11 protein-coding genes are annotated in these 18,154 nt (G+C 38.2%); all 11 read left to right on the top strand.

Features of this window, described 5'->3' with window-relative positions; translation table 11 throughout:
• Nucleotides 1-290 precede the first annotated feature (290 nt).
• Complete coding sequence (locus tag ACOQFO_RS16855) at nucleotides 291-1,958, top strand: ribonuclease J (protein WP_421690840.1); 1,668 nt, start codon at nucleotides 291-293, stop codon at nucleotides 1,956-1,958.
• A gap of 198 nt (nucleotides 1,959-2,156) precedes the next feature.
• On the top strand, nucleotides 2,157-4,493 hold the full coding sequence (locus ACOQFO_RS16850; RefSeq protein WP_421690839.1) for a DNA translocase FtsK: 2,337 nt from the start codon (nucleotides 2,157-2,159) through the stop codon (nucleotides 4,491-4,493).
• 311 nt (nucleotides 4,494-4,804) lie between these two features.
• Complete coding sequence (locus tag ACOQFO_RS16845) at nucleotides 4,805-5,866, top strand: BMP family lipoprotein (RefSeq protein ID WP_421690838.1); 1,062 nt, start codon at nucleotides 4,805-4,807, stop codon at nucleotides 5,864-5,866.
• A gap of 1,453 nt (nucleotides 5,867-7,319) precedes the next feature.
• Nucleotides 7,320-8,393, top strand: coding sequence for a BMP family lipoprotein (locus ACOQFO_RS16840; RefSeq protein ID WP_421690837.1), 1,074 nt, complete (start codon nucleotides 7,320-7,322; stop codon nucleotides 8,391-8,393).
• A gap of 601 nt (nucleotides 8,394-8,994) precedes the next feature.
• Nucleotides 8,995-10,533 carry an ABC transporter ATP-binding protein gene (locus tag ACOQFO_RS16835; RefSeq protein ID WP_421690836.1) on the top strand — a complete coding sequence of 513 codons (1,539 nt, stop codon included), beginning with the start codon at nucleotides 8,995-8,997 and terminating at the stop codon, nucleotides 10,531-10,533.
• Complete coding sequence (locus tag ACOQFO_RS16830; RefSeq protein WP_421690835.1) at nucleotides 10,533-11,582, top strand: ABC transporter permease; 1,050 nt, start codon at nucleotides 10,533-10,535, stop codon at nucleotides 11,580-11,582. Before ACOQFO_RS16835 ends, ACOQFO_RS16830 begins: the two co-directional genes overlap by 1 nt.
• A gap of 1 nt (nucleotide 11,583) precedes the next feature.
• On the top strand, nucleotides 11,584-12,543 hold the full coding sequence (locus tag ACOQFO_RS16825; protein ID WP_421690834.1) for an ABC transporter permease: 960 nt from the start codon (nucleotides 11,584-11,586) through the stop codon (nucleotides 12,541-12,543).
• A gap of 988 nt (nucleotides 12,544-13,531) precedes the next feature.
• Nucleotides 13,532-14,809 carry an EF-P 5-aminopentanol modification-associated protein YfmF gene (gene yfmF, locus ACOQFO_RS16820; protein ID WP_421690833.1) on the top strand — a complete coding sequence of 426 codons (1,278 nt, stop codon included), beginning with the start codon at nucleotides 13,532-13,534 and terminating at the stop codon, nucleotides 14,807-14,809.
• Nucleotides 14,796-16,094, top strand: coding sequence for an EF-P 5-aminopentanol modification-associated protein YfmH (gene yfmH, locus ACOQFO_RS16815; protein ID WP_421690832.1), 1,299 nt, complete (start codon nucleotides 14,796-14,798; stop codon nucleotides 16,092-16,094). The genes yfmF and yfmH overlap by 14 nt, the downstream gene beginning before the upstream one ends.
• Nucleotides 16,095-16,198: 104 nt before the next feature.
• On the top strand, nucleotides 16,199-16,927 hold the full coding sequence (gene ymfI / locus ACOQFO_RS16810; protein WP_421690831.1) for an elongation factor P 5-aminopentanone reductase: 729 nt from the start codon (nucleotides 16,199-16,201) through the stop codon (nucleotides 16,925-16,927).
• 848 nt (nucleotides 16,928-17,775) lie between these two features.
• A complete protein-coding gene (locus tag ACOQFO_RS16805) occupies nucleotides 17,776-18,033 on the top strand; it encodes a DUF3243 domain-containing protein (RefSeq protein WP_421690830.1) in 258 nt (85 codons plus the stop codon).
• Nucleotides 18,034-18,154 lie beyond the last annotated feature (121 nt).

The raw sequence follows: 18,154 nt of genomic DNA, 5'->3' as shown, positions 1-18,154 counted from the left end.
CAACACGCTCTTTCACTTTTTATTTGTTATATATCCAAACACACCTTATAATGGATATTAAGTGGTTGTTTTGTTCGGGATATTCATTTTTTTACAGTATTAGTCTAAATACCTGGAATTTGGACGTAATGCAAGAAATTTAACAATATATTCGAGAAACTATAAACATAAATAAGTAAGTGTTGTGCCTAAGGCGATTGGGATCATGGTTAACGGAGTAAAATGTACATGAGTAGAAACTCCCAAAATAGATCCGATCTGCTAGGGCGAATATTATAGGAGGAAATCAAGTGACAATTACAAAAAATGAAATCATCCGAGTGATCCCTCTTGGAGGAGTAGGGGAAATCGGAAAATCGATGTACGTGGTCGAAATCGATGATGAGCTTTTCGTTGTGGACAGCGGTTTAATGTTCCCGGAAGATGAAATGCTTGGGATCGATATCGTGATTCCTGATATCACGTACCTTGAAGAAAATAAACAACGCGTAAAAGGGATCTTTTTAACACATGGTCATGAAGACGCAATCGGCTCCATTGCCTATGTACTACAAAAAGTTCAAGCCCCTGTTTACGGTTCAAAGTTAACAATTGCTTTAGCAAAAGAACATTTAAAAGACTTACCTGTTCCACATCCAATTAAATTCTTTGAAGTAACGAATAGAAGTCGTATGAATTTCAATTCTACATATGTGACGTTTTTCCATGTGACACATAGTATTCCTGATGCATTAGCGATTGTTTTCCATACATCAGAAGGTGCAATTGTTTACACAGGTGAATTTAAATTTGATCAATCTGCTAAAGGGAAATATAAGCCTGACATCGCAAAAATGGCGCAATTAGGGGAAGAAGGTGTTTTCCTACTATTATCTGAATCTACTGAAGCAGAGCGTCCAGGCTATACAACAAGTGAAACTGTAATTGAAGATAAGTTAGCAAAACTTTTCTACTCTGCACCAGCTCGTATTTTAGTGGCGGTGTATGCGTCGAACTTCATCCGCATTCAACAAGTGTTTACTCATGCACAACAGGCAAATCGTAAAGTCGCATTGATTGGAAAAAGTTTAGAGAAAGTCATCAATATTGGTGTGAATCTTGGCTATCTAACAATCGATGAAGAAACATTAATCCCAGTTCAAGACATTCATAAATACAATGATGACGAGCTAATCATTATTGTTACGGGCAATCAAGGCGAACCACTCGATGCGCTTGATAAAATCGTGAAAAAACAACATCGTGATATCCGAATTAAAGATACAGACACTGTACTAATCACGTTTACACCTTCACCAGGGATGGAAATTCAAATTGGTACAGCTATGAATAACCTTGCAAAAGCAGGGGCAACGGTAATGACTGCCGATAAAAAAATCCATGTTTCTGGACATGGTAGTCAAGAAGATTTGAAATTCATGCTAAACATTTTAAAGCCAAAATATCTAATCCCGATCCAAGGCGAATACCGTATGTTAATTGCCCATTCAAAAATTGCGCAAGCAGTGGGCATGCAGAAATCTCAAATTTTTATCGCAGATAAAGGCGATATCGTTGAATATAAAAATGGTAAAATGCGCATGAGCGGTCGTGTTCATGCTGGAAATGTCCTAATTGATGGAATTGGTGTTGGTGACGTTGGAAACATCGTCTTAAGAGACCGTAAACTTCTATCACAAGATGGAATTTTCATCATCGTTGTAACATTAAACCGTGCACAAAAGAAAATTGCTTCAGGTCCAGAAATCATTTCTCGTGGATTTGTGTATGTGCGTGAATCAGAAGAGTTAATCGTGGAAGCAACAGAAATAGCACGTGGTGTAATTGAAAAATATGTTGCAAAAGACACATTTGAATGGACAAACATTAAGCAAGAAATTCGCGACACGTTAAACGCGTTCCTATTCCAACAAACGAAACGACGCCCAATGATTATCCCAATCATTATGGAGTACTAATATACAGTAGTCATTGTAAGTGAATGAACAAACAACGGAGGATTTTCTTAACCGAATATACGGGTAAGGAAATCCTTTTTCACTTCAATGATGTAGAATTTGCTCAAAATTTGCGATGGAGACAGCTACCGTGAGACAACCGTGACAGCAGCTCAAAAATCGCAAATAAGAATTACAGTAAAGAAATAGGTGAAAGTAATGGCAGAGAGAAAACGAAGACCATCCACAAAAGCAAAAAATAAAGGTGGACCATTAATATATGAAATTATGGGATTGTTATTAATTGCAATTGGCATCATCGTCTTTTTTGAATTCGGTGTTGTTGGAAGCGTTACTCAATCCGCTTCCATGTTTCTATTAGGAAATTTATATATTTTCATTCCCATTTTTACTGTGTTTCTAGCAGTAGTGTTAATGATTCAGAGAAGACCAATTACATTAAAAGACCGAATCGTAATCGGGTTCATTTTATTAATTTGTAGTTTGACGATCTTTAGTCACAGTTTCTTATTTGATGATTTAACTAGAAGAGATGCGCTTCTCTCAGATTCGGTATTAAGAGAGACTTGGAGAATCTTAATAGAAAATGAAGGAATAGCCACAAGAAGTGATGCACTTGGCGGGGGAATGGTTGGTGCGGTTTTATTTAGCTTATTCCACGTATTGTTTGATGCAAGTGGTGCAAAAGTAGCAGCATGGGTGATTTTATTCATTGGACTTATTTTACTTACAGGTAAAGCACTCATACCCTTTATTATCGAAAAAGGTCCGCATATTAAGAAAAGATTCGCAAGAAAAAAGAAACCAAAGAAAATAGAAAAAGCGAATGAAAATGAAAAGGCAGAGTCCAAACGTGAAAACCGATCAGCACGAAAAGCAGCTGCTAAGACGCCAGATGTCCCTATAAATGAAGTTGTTGCCACGAGTATCGACACGTACGAAGATGAACCAATTATCATTCAACAACCAACTAAGGAACCAATTATTTCTGCGTTTACACAAAATATTAAACATGATCCAAAACCGCCAGAACCAGCTAAAGACGAAATCGATGAAGTGGATGACGGGTTCGAGGAGCAATTGAAAAAAGCGGTTCAAACAAATGTTGAAAACACAGACTATAAATTGCCAACGATGAATTTACTCCAATTACCACCTGAGCATGACCAAAGTGGCGAATACTCAGTTATTCAAATGAATGCAAAAAAACTGGAGCAAACTTTCCATAGCTTTGGTGTAAAAGCTCGTGTAACACAAGTTCACCTTGGTCCAGCTGTTACGAAATACGAAATCATGCCGGATGTTGGGGTGAAAGTAAGTAAAATCGTAAGTTTACAGGATGACCTAGCACTTGCTCTTGCGGCAAAAGATATACGTATGGAGGCACCAATTCCAGGGAAATCTGCTATCGGAATTGAAGTACCAAATAGCGAAGTTGCCATGGTTACGTTACGTGAAGTTTTAGAAGCAAAAGAAAACAATCGCCCTGACTCGAAATTGCTAATTGGGTTTGGTCGCGACATTACAGGACAAGCTATATTATCCGAGTTAAATAAAATGCCGCACTTACTTGTTGCGGGATCCACTGGTAGTGGTAAATCCGTTTGTATTAACGGTATTATTATATCCATTTTAATGCGTGCAGCTCCTCATGAAGTGAAGATGATGTTAATAGACCCGAAAATGGTTGAGTTAAATGTTTATAACGGAATCCCGCATTTATTGGCTCCAGTTGTAACAGATGCACGTAAAGCTTCACAAGCATTGCAAAAAGTCGTTTCTGAAATGGAAAGACGCTACGATTTATTCTCCCATACAGGGACGAGAAATATTAAAGGTTATAACGATCATGTCGATCAATTCAATGCTGAAAATGGAGAGAAACATCCGAAACTTCCGTATATCGTTGTGATTATTGACGAGTTAGCGGATTTAATGATGGTTGCCTCCCATGATGTTGAGGATTCCATTACACGACTTGCTCAAATGGCGCGTGCTGCCGGAATTCACTTAATCATCGCAACTCAAAGACCTTCTGTTGACGTTATCACTGGGGTCATTAAAGCGAATATTCCTTCCCGTATAGCTTTTGCCGTATCATCAGCGATCGATTCGCGCACAATATTAGATATGGGCGGTGCAGAAAGACTATTGGGAAGAGGTGATATGTTATTCTTACCAGCAGGTGAATCAAAACCGGTTCGTGTACAGGGTGCATTCGTATCGGATGATGAGGTTGAGGCTGTTGTTGATTTCGTAATTGAACAGCAAAAGGCACAGTACGATGAAACAATGATCCCAACCGATGAACCTGAAAAGGCTTTTGAAGAAGAAGTCGATGAATTATATGATGAGGCGGTTCAACTAGTTGTTGAAATGCAGACAGCTTCGGTTTCCATGCTACAGCGACGATTTAGAATAGGCTATTCAAGAGCAGCACGAATTGTCGATCAAATGGAAATGCGCGGCGTAGTCGGTCCACCTGATGGATCAAGACCAAGACAAGTGTTGATCAATAAACAAAACGTAGAATAAAGAATGCTTTCATTCATTTTCAACAAATTTATAAACATTTGTTCATTTTTTTAACAAAAGTTTGTAAAAGTTATTTTAATTTAATGTAAAGCATGTTATATTGATAAACATTGGTAGGAATGTTCAGCATCAATTGTGTAATTACTTGGTTTATTCTCCTTTGTATTAATTTGTACGAAGAGACATTCCGAATTTTGAACTCTAATGATGTTTATACGGAGTAATTGTTCCATGTAATTTTCCATATAGGATGTAAAGACGAACATCATAGACTGCTAAATACTTACTAAATCCTTTGGAGGTACAACAACATGAAAAAACGTAAGTTTGGGTTTGCAATTGTCTCAATTCTTGCTGTTGGTACGCTTTTAGGTGCTTGTGGCACGAAAGATGAAGGCAAAGACAATGCAAAAAATGACGAAGACACATTCTCAGTTGCAATGGTAACTGACGAAGGTGGGATTGACGACAAATCCTTCAACCAATCAACTTGGGAAGGAATCGAGCAATTCGGTAAAGAAAACGGCTTAAAAAAAGGTAACGGTGGTTACGACTACCTACAATCTGAATCAGAAGCTGATTATGTAACAAACTTAACTAACTTAATCCAACGTGACTTCGACTTAGTATTCGGTGTTGGATATAAACTTCATAATGCAGTAGTAGAAGTAGCTGAACAACGTCCAAATGCGAAAATCGCTATTATTGACGAAGTGGTTCCAGATATTCCAAACGTAGCATCAATTATGTTTAATGCAAACGAAGCTTCATACCTAGCTGGTGTAGCAGCAGCTCTTGAAACAAAAACTGGTAAAGTTGGTTTCATCGGTGGTATGGAAGGTGCAATTATCGGTGGATTCGAAGCTGGTTTCGTAGCTGGTGTTGAAGCAGCTAATCCAGACGTAGAAGTATTAGTTCAATATGTAGATAGCTTCACGGATGCAGAAAAGGGACGCTCAATCGCAGCATTAATGTATGACCAAGGCGCAGACATTATCTTCCACGCTGCTGGTGGTTCTGGTAACGGTTTATTCACAGAAGCAAAAGAACGTAAACAAAAAGATCCAAATGCAAACGTTTGGGTAATCGGTGTTGACCGTGACCAATACGACGAAGGTCAAGTAAACGCGGATACAAACGTAGTATTAACTTCTGTATTAAAAGAAGTTGGTATCGCTGCACAAGAAGTAGCTAAATTAGCTCAAGAAGGTAAATTCCCAGGTGGAGAATTAATCACTTACGGTTTAGCTGACAACGGCGTAAGCTTAGCCGACGACCGTGGTGCATTATCAGACGAAACAAAAGCTCAAATCGAAGAATACAAACAAAAAATCATCGACGGTGAAATCGAAGTACCGAACGAACCTAAATAATAAATATTGGGTGATCAGTGAAACACGAAGGCTGGCGCAAGGGTGCGCTGGTCTTTGTGTTTTTTTGTTTTGGGGGATGAGGTTGGGGGAGTGAGCAAAAGTGACAATCTATGTGACCAAATGAATAAGATTCATGTGTGAAAGGTAACATAGAACCGTTCTAAGTGACCAAGTGTATGAAAATTAGGAGTGAAAGGTAACATAGAGAGCTTCTAAGTGACCAATTGAATGAAAATTGAGAATGAAAGGTAACATAGAATCATTCTATGTGACCGAATGGATGAAAATTGAGAATGAAAGGTAACATAGAACTGTTCTAAGTGACCAAATGAATGAAAATTGGGAGTGAAAGGTAACATAGTGGCCTTCTAAGTGATCAAGTGAACGAAAATTGGGAGTGAAAGGTAACATAGAAGCATTCAAAGTTAATTGAATAAAGAATATTAGACTTGTTAAGTCACTATGAATTTTTCTAATGGACAATATTATTATAATATCGTCCTTAATTGTCCATAAGACCGCTGATAATGGACAAAACAAGTAAGAACCCACCCCGAACTGTCCATAAGACCGTTTATAATGGACAAAACAAGAAACATTCCACCTTGAACTGTCCATAAGACCGTTTATAATGGACAAAACAAGTAAGAACTCTCCCCGAACTGTCCATAAGACCGCTTCTAATGGACAAAACAAGTAGCATTCATCCCTGAACTGTCCATAAGACCGCTGATAATGGACAAAACAAGTAAGAACTCTCCCCGAACTGTCCGTAAGACCGTTTATAATGGACAAAACAATAAACATTCCACCTTGAACTGTCCATAAGACCGCTTCTAATGGACAAAACAAGTAGCATTCATCCCCGAATTGTCCATAAGACCGCTTATAATGGACAAAACAAGTAGCATTCATCCCCGAACTGTCCATAAGACCGCTGATAATGGACAAAACAAGTAGCATTCATCCGCGAATTGTCCATAAGACCCCTGATAATGAACAAAACAAGAAACATTCCACCTCGACCTGTCCATTAACCCGAATTCACTCACAATACCTTCACTAAAACACACCCAAACAAACCTAAGCTCCTAGACCCAGCTATTACCTAAAACACCACTTGAGCCCCAAAACCTCTAATTTTTCCATTTATCTTCCAACCAACCACACTCCACCCCGATCCACCAAACCTATTAGTATGTCACAATAATTCTAAAACCTCCAATTAGCATGACATAATTCGCTAAATTTCGCACAAATTTCTTCAAATTTTAAAGTTACTTAACATATTTGATTAAAAACAGTTTTAATAGTTTGTAAAAAATGATATATTAATGAACGGTTAGTAGGAATTGTTCTAATTTGTGTGAAAATAGAGAAAACATACTTATTTGAGCAGATAAGTGATCCTACTAATAAATTACTAACTAATCCTTTGGGGGGACCAAAAATCATGAAAAAACGTAAGTTTGGTTTTGCAATGGCTTCTATTTTAGCTGTTGGAACACTTCTTGGTGCTTGTGGTGCTAAAGAAGAAGGCGAAAAAACAACAACTGGTGAAACTACTACAGAAGAAAATGATTTCTCAGTTGCAATGGTAACTGACGTTGGTGGAGTTGATGATAAATCATTCAACCAATCAACTTGGGAAGGCCTTGAGCAATTCGGTAAAGATAACGGTTTATCAAAAGGAAATGGTGGTTACGACTACCTACAATCTGAATCAGAAGCTGATTATGTAACGAACTTAACAAACTTAATCCAACGTGATTTCGATTTAGTATTCGCAGTTGGATATAAATTACACGACGCAGTAGTAGAAGTTGCTGAACAACGTACAGATGCGCAAATCGCAATCATTGACGAAGTTGTTCCAGATCTTCCAAACGTTGCTTCAATTATGTTTAACGCTAACGAAGCTTCATTCCTTGCTGGTGTAGCAGCAGCTCTTGAAACAAAAACTGGTAAAGTTGGTTTCATCGGTGGTATGGAAGGAGCAATTATCGGTGGATTCGAAGCTGGTTTCGTAGCTGGTGTTGAAGCTGCTAACCCAGACGTAGAAGTATTAATACAATATGCTGATAGCTTCTCAGATGCAGAAAAAGGTCGTTCAATTGCTGCTTTAATGTATGATCAAGGTGCTGACATTATCTTCCACGCTGCTGGTGGTGTAGGTAACGGTTTATTCACAGAAGCTAAGGAACGTAAACAAAAAGATCCAAACGCTAACGTATGGGTAATCGGTGTTGACCGTGACCAATACGATGAAGGTCAAGTAAACGCGGATACAAACGTAACATTAACTTCTGTATTAAAACGCGTTGATGTTGCTGCTCAAGAAGTATCTAAATTAGCTAAAGAAGGTAAATTCCCAGGTGGAGAATTAATCAATTACGGTTTAGCTGATAACGGTGTTGACTTAGCTGATGACCGCGGTGTTATGGCTTCAGAAACAAAAGCTAAAATCGAAGAATTCAAAAAACAAATCATTGATGGTACAATCGTTGTTCCAAACGAACCAAAATAATTTTCTTAAATTGTTCAAATCATGAAGGCTAGCCTATGCTGGTCTTCATGTTTTTCTGTCTTGTGGGATTTTTCTAAAAACTTTGATTAATTGAAAACATGCTTTTTTTCTAAGTTTGTTGACAAATTCACTAAATTATTGCTATAAATTAGCAGATGAAAAGTTTTAAATTTCGAAATATAATATTTTAGGAGTTTTGAAACTTTTCTTGTGTTAATTATTCATTTTTGTTGAGAAAACGCATACTAGCATAAATATAATCAGCTAGTAAATGTTTAAAGCGTTGCATTGATTTTTAATACTTGATGTAAACGCTTCCTGAGCAAAGATCGATAATCATTTTTAGCGAGCACACGATTTGAATGAAGGAAGTTACCGCATAAATGTTGAATAGGTAATTATTCATATTACTACTTCTTCAGAACTACCATTGCGAATAAAGCTTCAACTTACATCATATCGTGTAGATTTACACAAAAATTTCTCGTGAATGGATAACACAAGACAAATATTTTTCACACAATTATGCAAAGAAGTGTAATTGAATTGATGATACAATGAATCAATCATACTAATTAAAAGTCGGTAAGGAGTGAACAGGTTGGAGTATGTAATTGAAATGCTTGGCATACGAAAGCAATTTGGCAATTTTGTAGCCAATAACAACATTACGCTTCAAGTTAAAAAAGGAGAAATCCATGCATTATTAGGTGAGAATGGTGCTGGAAAATCCACTCTAATGAACGTTTTATTCGGTTTATATCAACCTGAAGCGGGCGTCATTAAAGTAAATGGGAAAGAAGTAAAGATAACTGACCCGAACGTAGCAAACAGACTCGGAATCGGAATGGTGCATCAACACTTTATGTTAGTTGAGAACTTTACGGTTACGGAAAACATTATTTTAGGAAACGAGCCGACTAAAGCAGGGACGATTAATATTAAAAACGCTGCGAAAAAAGTTCAAGAACTTTCAGAGCGTTACGGTTTAAACGTAGACCCTTATGCAAAAATCGAAGACATTTCAGTTGGTATGCAACAACGTGTTGAAATTATTAAAACATTATACCGTGGTGCGGAAATTTTAATCTTTGACGAGCCTACTGCTTCATTAACACCTCAAGAAATTACTGAGTTGATCCAAATTATGAAGCTCCTTATTCAAGAAGGTAAATCAATCATTTTAATTACACACAAACTGCAAGAAATTATGGATGTTTCTGACCGTGTAACTATCATTCGTAAAGGGGAAGGTATTGGCACAGTTAATACTTCTGAAACAAACCCAACACAACTTGCAGAAATGATGGTTGGACGTCAAGTAACATTCAAAACAGAGAAAAAAGATCCGAATCCAACAGATACAGTATTGAAGATCGAAAATTTAGTAGTTGCCGATAATCGTGGAATTGAAAAAGTTAAAGGACTAAATTTAGAAGTGCGTGCTGGTGAAATCGTAGGTATTGCTGGTATCGATGGTAATGGACAAGCAGAACTTATCGAAGCGATTACTGGTTTACGTAAAGTGAAAAGCGGTAAAGTCATGCTTAACAATAAAGACATTACTGGCTTCAAACCTCGAAAAATTACAGAAGCGGGAATTGGACATATTCCACAAGACCGTCACAAACACGGACTAGTTCTTGACTTCCCAATTAGTCACAATATCGCATTACAAACTTACTATAAAGAGCCGATATCAAAAGGCGGCATTATGGATTACAAAAAGATTAAAAGTATTGCTGGTAAAATCATTGAAGAATTTGACGTTCGTACAGCGAGCGACATGTCTTTAGCACGTGCTTTATCTGGTGGTAACCAACAAAAAGCAATCATTGGTCGTGAAATTACACGTAACCCAGATTTATTGATCGCTGCACTACCAACACGTGGTCTGGATGTAGGAGCAATCGAATACATCCACAAACGATTAATCGAGCAACGCGATAAAGGAAAAGCGGTTTTATTAATTTCATTTGAATTAGATGAAGTCATGAATGTTTCAGATCGTATTGCAGTTATCTATGACGGTGCGATTATTGATACAGTGATTCCAAAAGAAACAAATGAACAAGAATTAGGCTTATTGATGGCTGGACAAGAGTTATCAGGTAGCAGCAAAAAGGGTGGTGAAGCATAATGAGTAGCCGCACTCAGAATTTTTTAGTCCCAGTGATTTCAATCATTCTAGGTTTAATCTTTGGGGCAATTGTGATGTTAGTCAGTGGTTATAGCCCAGTAGATGGGTATATTGCTTTATGGAATGGTATTTTTGGTAGTAGTTATAACTTAGGTGAAACAATTCGTACTATCGTTCCTTATATTTTCTCAGGTTTAGCGGTTGCCTTTGCTTTCCGCACAGGACTATTCAACATCGGGGTTGAAGGTCAATTAATCATGGGATGGTTCGCCGCAGCTTATGTAGGGTTTGCAGTTGACCTACCAATGGTAATACACCTTCCACTTGCGATTCTTGCAGCAGCAGTTGTTGGTGCATTATGGGCATACATCCCAGGTTTATTAAAAGCTCATCTAGGTGTGCACGAAGTAATCGTGACAATTATGATGAACTACATCGCCTTAAGATCAATTAACCCACTTATTGACTGGGTAACAGGCGGATCAGAGCGTACTCCAAAAGTACATGAATCAGCTTCATTACGTTCAGACTTTTTACAATCAATTACAGACTTCTCTCGTTTGCACTGGGGATTCATTATCGCAATCATTGGTGTAGTCGTAATGTGGTTCATTCTAGAGAAAACAACTCGTGGTTACGAGTTAAAAGCAGTAGGATTTAACAGAAACGCTGCAGAATATGCAGGGATGAATGTTAAGAAAAATATCGTATTATCGATGCTTATTTCTGGTGCGTTTGCAGGTTTAGCTGGTGCAATGGAAGCATTAGGTACATTTGAAAATATCGCAACAATGTCTTCTTTACCAGGTATCGGATTTGACGGTATCGCCGTTGCTTTATTAGGAGCTAACCAACCAGTAGGTGTATTCTTTGCGGCAATTTTATTTGGTTCATTGAAAAATGGTGGTATCAACATGCCAAACGAAGCCGGTGTACCAAACGAAATCGTGTCCATCGTAATCGCCTTAATTATTTTATTTGCAGCTTCAGGCTATGTCATCCGACTATTGCTTGATCGTGCAGGGAAATCGAAAAAGGAGGTAAAATAAGATGAGCTTTTTAGAAGTGCTTTATTTTATCATTCCTTCAGCTATATTTTATGCAGCTCCAATAATCATGACGGCAATTGGTGGCGTATTTACAGAACGTTCGGGTGTAGTAAATATTGGTCTTGAAGGAATTATGATCGTCGGAGCAGCAAGTAGTATCATCTTTAACTTAACTTTTGTTGACGCATTCGGAACATTAACACCATGGGTAGGCTTAATTGTTGCAATGATCTTCGGTATTTTAATGGCATCGATCTTAGCAATTGCTGCAGTATCATTCCGTGCTGACCAAACAGTATCTGGGGTTGCCATCAATATGTTAGGTCTTGCAGCAACAGTATTTATCGTAAAATTAATTTACGATAAAGGTCAAACTGACTCAATTTCACAACGTTTCTCACGTTTTGATGTTCCGGTTTTATCTGACATTCCATTCATTGGACCATTATTTTTTGAAGATGTATACGCAACTTCATTCCTTGCCTTCGCAGTGGTAATCATTGCTTGGTTCGTATTATACAAAACACCATTCGGTTTAAGAATTCGTGCTGTTGGGGAACACCCAATGGCTGCTGACACAATGGGTATCAACGTTGCAAAAACACGTTACATTGCAGTATTAATCTCTGGTGCTCTTGGTGGTATCGGGGGAGCAATCTTCGCACAAGCAATCGCTGGTAACTTCTCAGCTTCAACAATCAGTGGACAAGGATTCATGGCACTAGCTGCTATGATCTTCGGTAAATGGCATCCACTAGGCGCAATGGGAGCAGCATTATTCTTCGGTCTAGCTCAATCACTGAGCGTAGTCGGAAACGCAATTCCATACGTAAAAGATATTCCACCAGTAATCTTAGCGATCTTACCTTACGCATTAACAATCATCGCTTTAGCTGGATTCATCGGAAAAGCAAACGCACCAAAAGCAAGTGGTGTGCCTTATATTAAAGGGAAAAGATAATTTAATTTTTGGAAAATGAAATGCGCAGCCGCAACTCGAGGGGGACTTCGGGGTGCGGTTTTTTGTATTTGGTTGCGGGGATGAAGGGGACTGGTGTGTGTGTTGGTGCGGAGAATAGGCGGGTGATAATGGATATTTCGGTTTTGGGATGGGGTGGAAATGTCCATTATGATGAGGTTAATGGACAAAACGTGTGGGGAACTGGGGTGTATTGTCCAATAAGAAGGTGATAATGGACAAATCGGTTTGGGAATAAAGTGAAACTGTCCATTATACTGGTGATAATGGACAAAACAAACATGTAACTTGTATAAAGTGTCCATTTCCGTACTACCAGATTCAGAAACTTTATTCGCTTCCTCAACAACCTTATTACTATTCACACCAGTCTCTGCAGCCGCCTCAAACGTATTGTTTCCTGCAACCGCGATAAAATTGAACTCGCACATAAAGCTCCGAAATCCACCCATAAACCTTCAAAAATCGCCCATAAAGCCTGGAAACTCGCCCATAAACCTTCAAAAGCCGCACATAAAGCCCCAAAACCCGCCCATAAAGTCTGGAAACCCGCACATAAACCTTCAAAACTCGCACATAAAGCTCCGAAATCCACCCATAAACCTTCAAAACTCGCCCATAAAGCTCCGAAACCCGCCCATAAACTCCCAAAACACGCCCATAAATCCCCACTACTCACAATCTCTCAAAATTGACCCCAAAACCTCTCTCCTAAAACCACCAAGCCAAAACTCCTATGACCGATTTTATTTCCGAATACATATTAATTTTTGCATAAACCATAATAAGACATGTATAGTAGTGTTATGAATTGTTATTTTTTAGCGATGTTGGAAAATTATTTTCCAATCGAAGGATATAACAGAATTCATTCCGAGTTAAACGTGCGATGAAAGAGTGACACTAAAATAGTCCAAAGTCGCAGCTAATTAAAGATGATTTACAACCTAGAATAGAGAGGGGTATTTATTTGTTTTCAACAATTGAGATTGCCAAGGGCGTTTCCCTACATATTCGACAATCCTCACAATTCAAAACGGTTAATTTTTCAATAAAGTGGAGAAAGCCACTTACAGTTAAGGATGCGGCAGAGCGTTCGGTTTTATCCAACGTGATGCACCATAGTAACGGGAAATTTAAAAAAGCGGCCGAATACCGTAGTCATTTAGATGATCTGTACGGTACGGTTATGTATTTTGATGCGTCAAAGCGCGGCCAAGATCACACAGTAGTTTTGAATGTTGAAACGGTGAATGATCAATATTTAGCAAATAATAAAGTCCTTGATGACGTAATTGATTTAATTCAAACAGCGATTTTTAACCCCAATTTCGAAAATGATCAATTTGTTCCTTCTATCGTGGAACGCGAAAAAGAAATGATTATTCAACGGATTCAATCAGTTTTTGATGATAAAACACGTTATGCTCATCAACGCCTAACGCAAATTATGCGACCAAATCAACCAGCATCCATTTCAGCGAATGGTACGATTGAAGAAGTGAAAAAAGTAACACCTGAAAGCTTAACAAAAGCTTACCATTCCATGATCAATGAAGACAAAATTGATATTTATGTTCTTGGGGATGTGGATGTTGAAGCGATTCAGGAAAAACTTGTAAACGCTTTACAGTTCAAAGACCGTGAACCAATTCCTTACCCGGAATACCCTGAAGAAGGACCGGAAAAAGAATATACAAATGAAAAACAAGAAATGAATCAAGGGAAATTGCATATGGGTTATAGCACGCCAATCAAATTTGGTGATGAAGACTATCCAAAAATGCAAATTTTCAATGGTGTATTTGGTGGGTATGCCCATTCTAAAATTTTCATGAATGTACGTGAACGTGAAAGTTTAGCTTACTATGCTTCAAGTTCTTATTCATCTCACTACGGTCTTGTATACGTTGTTTCTGGAATCGAGCCGTCCAATGAGAAAAAAGCAATTGATGTCATTAAAGAACAGCTTGATGCCATGAAAAATGGTGAAATTACTGACCTTGAACTGAATCAAACAAAAGCGATGATGACGAATCAATTAAAAGAAGCGTTAGATTCGGCGCGTGGACAAATAGATATTTATGATCAATACAAAGACTATGGTGAAGAATTCTCAGTTGACACTTGGAAAGAGCGTTGGGCGAAGGTTACGAAAGAAGACCTACAGCAAATGGCTGAGAAGTTAAAACTAGAAGCGATTTACTTCTTAAGTGGGAAGGAGGGCACACAAGATGCAAACAATTGATTTTAAGCAGCTTGATGAAACACTTTACTATGAAAAACTTTCAAACGGATTAGAAGTTTATATCTTGCCGAAAAAAGGTTTTTCAAAAACTTATGTGACCTTTACAACGAAATACGGTTCAGTGGATCGCACATTTAAACCGCTTGGTGAAGATGAAATGATCACGGTGCCGGATGGAATTGCGCACTTTTTAGAACATAAAATGTTTGAGAAAGAGCATGGAGACGTGTTCCAACAATTTAGTGAATACGGTGCATCAGCAAACGCATTCACTACTTTCGCGCGTACGGCGTATTTATTCTCTTCAACAGACAACGTGTTAAAAAATACAGAAACACTTTTGAATTTTGTGCAAGAGCCATATTTCACTGAAAAAACAGTGAATAAAGAAAAGGGCATCATTGGCCAAGAAATCCAAATGTACAATGACCAACCTGATTATCGAGTGTATTTTGGTACGATTGAAAACATGTTCCATAACCATCCAGTGAAAATTGACATTGCCGGAACTGAAGAATCAATCGATAAAATTACGGCGGAGCACTTATATACTTGCTATAACACTTTCTATCATCCATCCAATATGATATTATTTGTAGTTGGTGCGGTGAATCCGGACGAAATGATCGAGTTCATTAAAAAGAATCAAGATCAAAAAGTATTCAAAGAAGCGGCGGAAATCGAGCGTCACTTTGAAGATGAACCAACAGAAGTAGCACATAAAACACGTGAAATTAAAATGGATGTGCAAAAACCAAAAGTGTATATCGGCTTAAAAGCGAAAGAAACAAATCTTTCAGGCGATGCAATGCTGAAACACGAGCTTTCTGTGCAAATTGGTTTAGAATGTCTATTCGGCCGTGCTTCTGATTTCTACACAAATGTGTATGAAAGCGGTCTGATCGACGAGTCATATGCCTACGATTTCTCCCTTGAACAAGGATTTGGCTTCGCGTTAATAGGATCAGACACTGCGGATCCAGATAAATTCGCAGAGTTAGTGCTTGAGCAAATTAATAAAGTCGAAACGGAAGATGTGTTTAAGCCTGAAGCAATTGAGCGTATTAAACGCAAAAAAATTGGCTTCTTCTTACGTGCACTAAACTCAATCGAATTTATTGCCAACCAATTCACACGTTATAAATTCAATGACATGAACCTATTTGATGCAGTGCCTGTTATTGAAAAATTAACAGTCGAAGACATTAAAGAAGCGTTCGGCACAATTTTAGGTGAGTCACAACAAACAGTGTTTAAAGTAGTTCCAGTGAACGAGCGAAATTAATGAAGGAAAGCCTTCGAGGCGTATTTCAAGTGAATGAAATAAATCCGCAAGCCGCCATCGCGTCAGAGCAGCTTCTGAAAATTTAAGTAAGTGAGCGAAACAAAATGAACAAATTTGCACTTGTACTTGGGGCATCTGGTGCAATCGGGAGTGCCATCTGTCAGCGCTTAGCAAAAGACGGATGGTCCCTCTATTTGCATTACAATAAAGGAACAGAAAAAATTCAGCAACTGTTGAAGGAACTAACTCTTGATTACCCAAATCAAGAGTTTATTCCTGTGCAATCGGACTTTACCGATGTGAATGGTGCTGAAACATTGGCGCCACAAATCTTTCATTTAAATGCAGTCGTGTTTGCAAGCGGCCATGCATATTATGGACTGATTGAAGATACACCTGTTGAAGAAATGGATAAACTTTGGCATGTCCATGTGCAAAATCCAATTCGATTACTTGCGTTGCTTTCGGGAAAACTACGTAAAAATGATGTAAGTTATTGTTTATTCATTGGCTCTATATGGGGCGAGGCAGGATCCGCTGGTGAAGCGGTGTATGCGGCGGTAAAAGGTGCACAACATTCATTTGTTAAATCATACGCCAAAGAAGTTGCGTTTAACCGGATTCGAGTAAATGCAATCGCGCCTGGATTTATTGAGACAGAAATGAATAACCACTTATCGGATGAAGAAAAATCCCGGGTATTTGAAGAAATCCCACTTGCACGCGCGGGTGAAACTCGTGACGTTGCCAACATGGTCGCGTTTTATTTAAGTGGTCAAGCTGATTATGTCACAGGGCAGATTATTCGTGTGAATGGTGGATGGTATATTTAAGTTTGGATTGAGTCATTGCCCGAAATGGGTGAATTTCTGTGTGAAAGGTAACAGATAAGCGATCTCAATGACCGAATGAGCTAAAATTAAGCACGAAAGGTAACAGAGAAACCGACTCAGTGACCAAACAAACTTAAAATGAGCACGAAAGGTAACATAGAAACGTTCTATGTGCCCAAACCGACCAAAAATAGCCCTAAAAGGTAACATAGAAGCTGTCTATGTGCCCAAACGGAACAAAAATAGCCCTAAAAGGTAACATAGAAGCTGTCTATGTGCCCAAATGGAACAAAAATCATTCCAAAAGGTAACATAGAAGCTCTCTATGTGCCCAAACGGAACAAAAATCATTCCAAAAGGTAACATAGAAGCTCTCTAAGTGACCAACCGAATCAAAAATAAACCCAAAAGGTAACATAGAAGCTCTCTATGTGCCCAACCGAATCAAAAATAAACCCAAAAGGTAACATAGAAGCTCTCTAAGTGCCCAAACGGAACAAAAATAGTCCTAAAAGGTAACATAGAAGCTCTCTAAGTGCCCGAACGGAACAAAAATAGTCCTAAAAGGTAACATAGAAGCTCTCTAAGTGCCCAAACGGAACAAAAATCATTCCAAAAGGTAACATAGAAACATTCTAAGTGACCAACCGAATCAAAAATAAACACAAAAGGTAACATAGAAGATCTCTAAGTGCCCAAACCGACCAATATTAATCACGAAAGGTAACATAGAAACCATCTATAAACCCAGCCCAATCAAAAATTCATAATTTCTCTCACCGCCAAATTAGTTAGTACATAAAAAAATCTCCTTTGCTCATACTAATTGTGCAAAGGAGGAGTGAAAAATGGGTTTATTAGAAAACTGGGATCGTTGGACAGGGTTTTTAGGCAAACAAGTTGATAATGCTGAAAACACTGGTATGTCCAAAAAAATGATTGAAGCCACTGCTGTTCAAATCGGTGACTACTTACAAAAAAACGTAGATCCTAAAAACGAGCAAGAACGCGTACTTTCTGACTTATGGGGAGTAGCTTCTAACGATGAAAAGCATGCTATTGCTAACTGTATCATCAAGCTTGTGCACAACAATCGCGTACAATAACATTCATTTTTCTTCTATCCATTATCAATCTTGGTAAGGGTTGCAGGGGGATGTTTGGTACGTGGCACACGTGCATTTTAGGAGCATACAAAAAAATGGCGCAAAGTCACAACTTTAAAAA

Source organism: Ureibacillus sp. MALMAid1270 (assembly GCF_049202975.1).
Taxonomy (GTDB): Bacteria; Bacillota; Bacilli; order Bacillales_A; family Planococcaceae; genus Ureibacillus.
The sequence above is the reverse complement of the archived record's forward strand: the minus strand, read 5'-3'. Positions and strand labels throughout refer to the sequence as shown.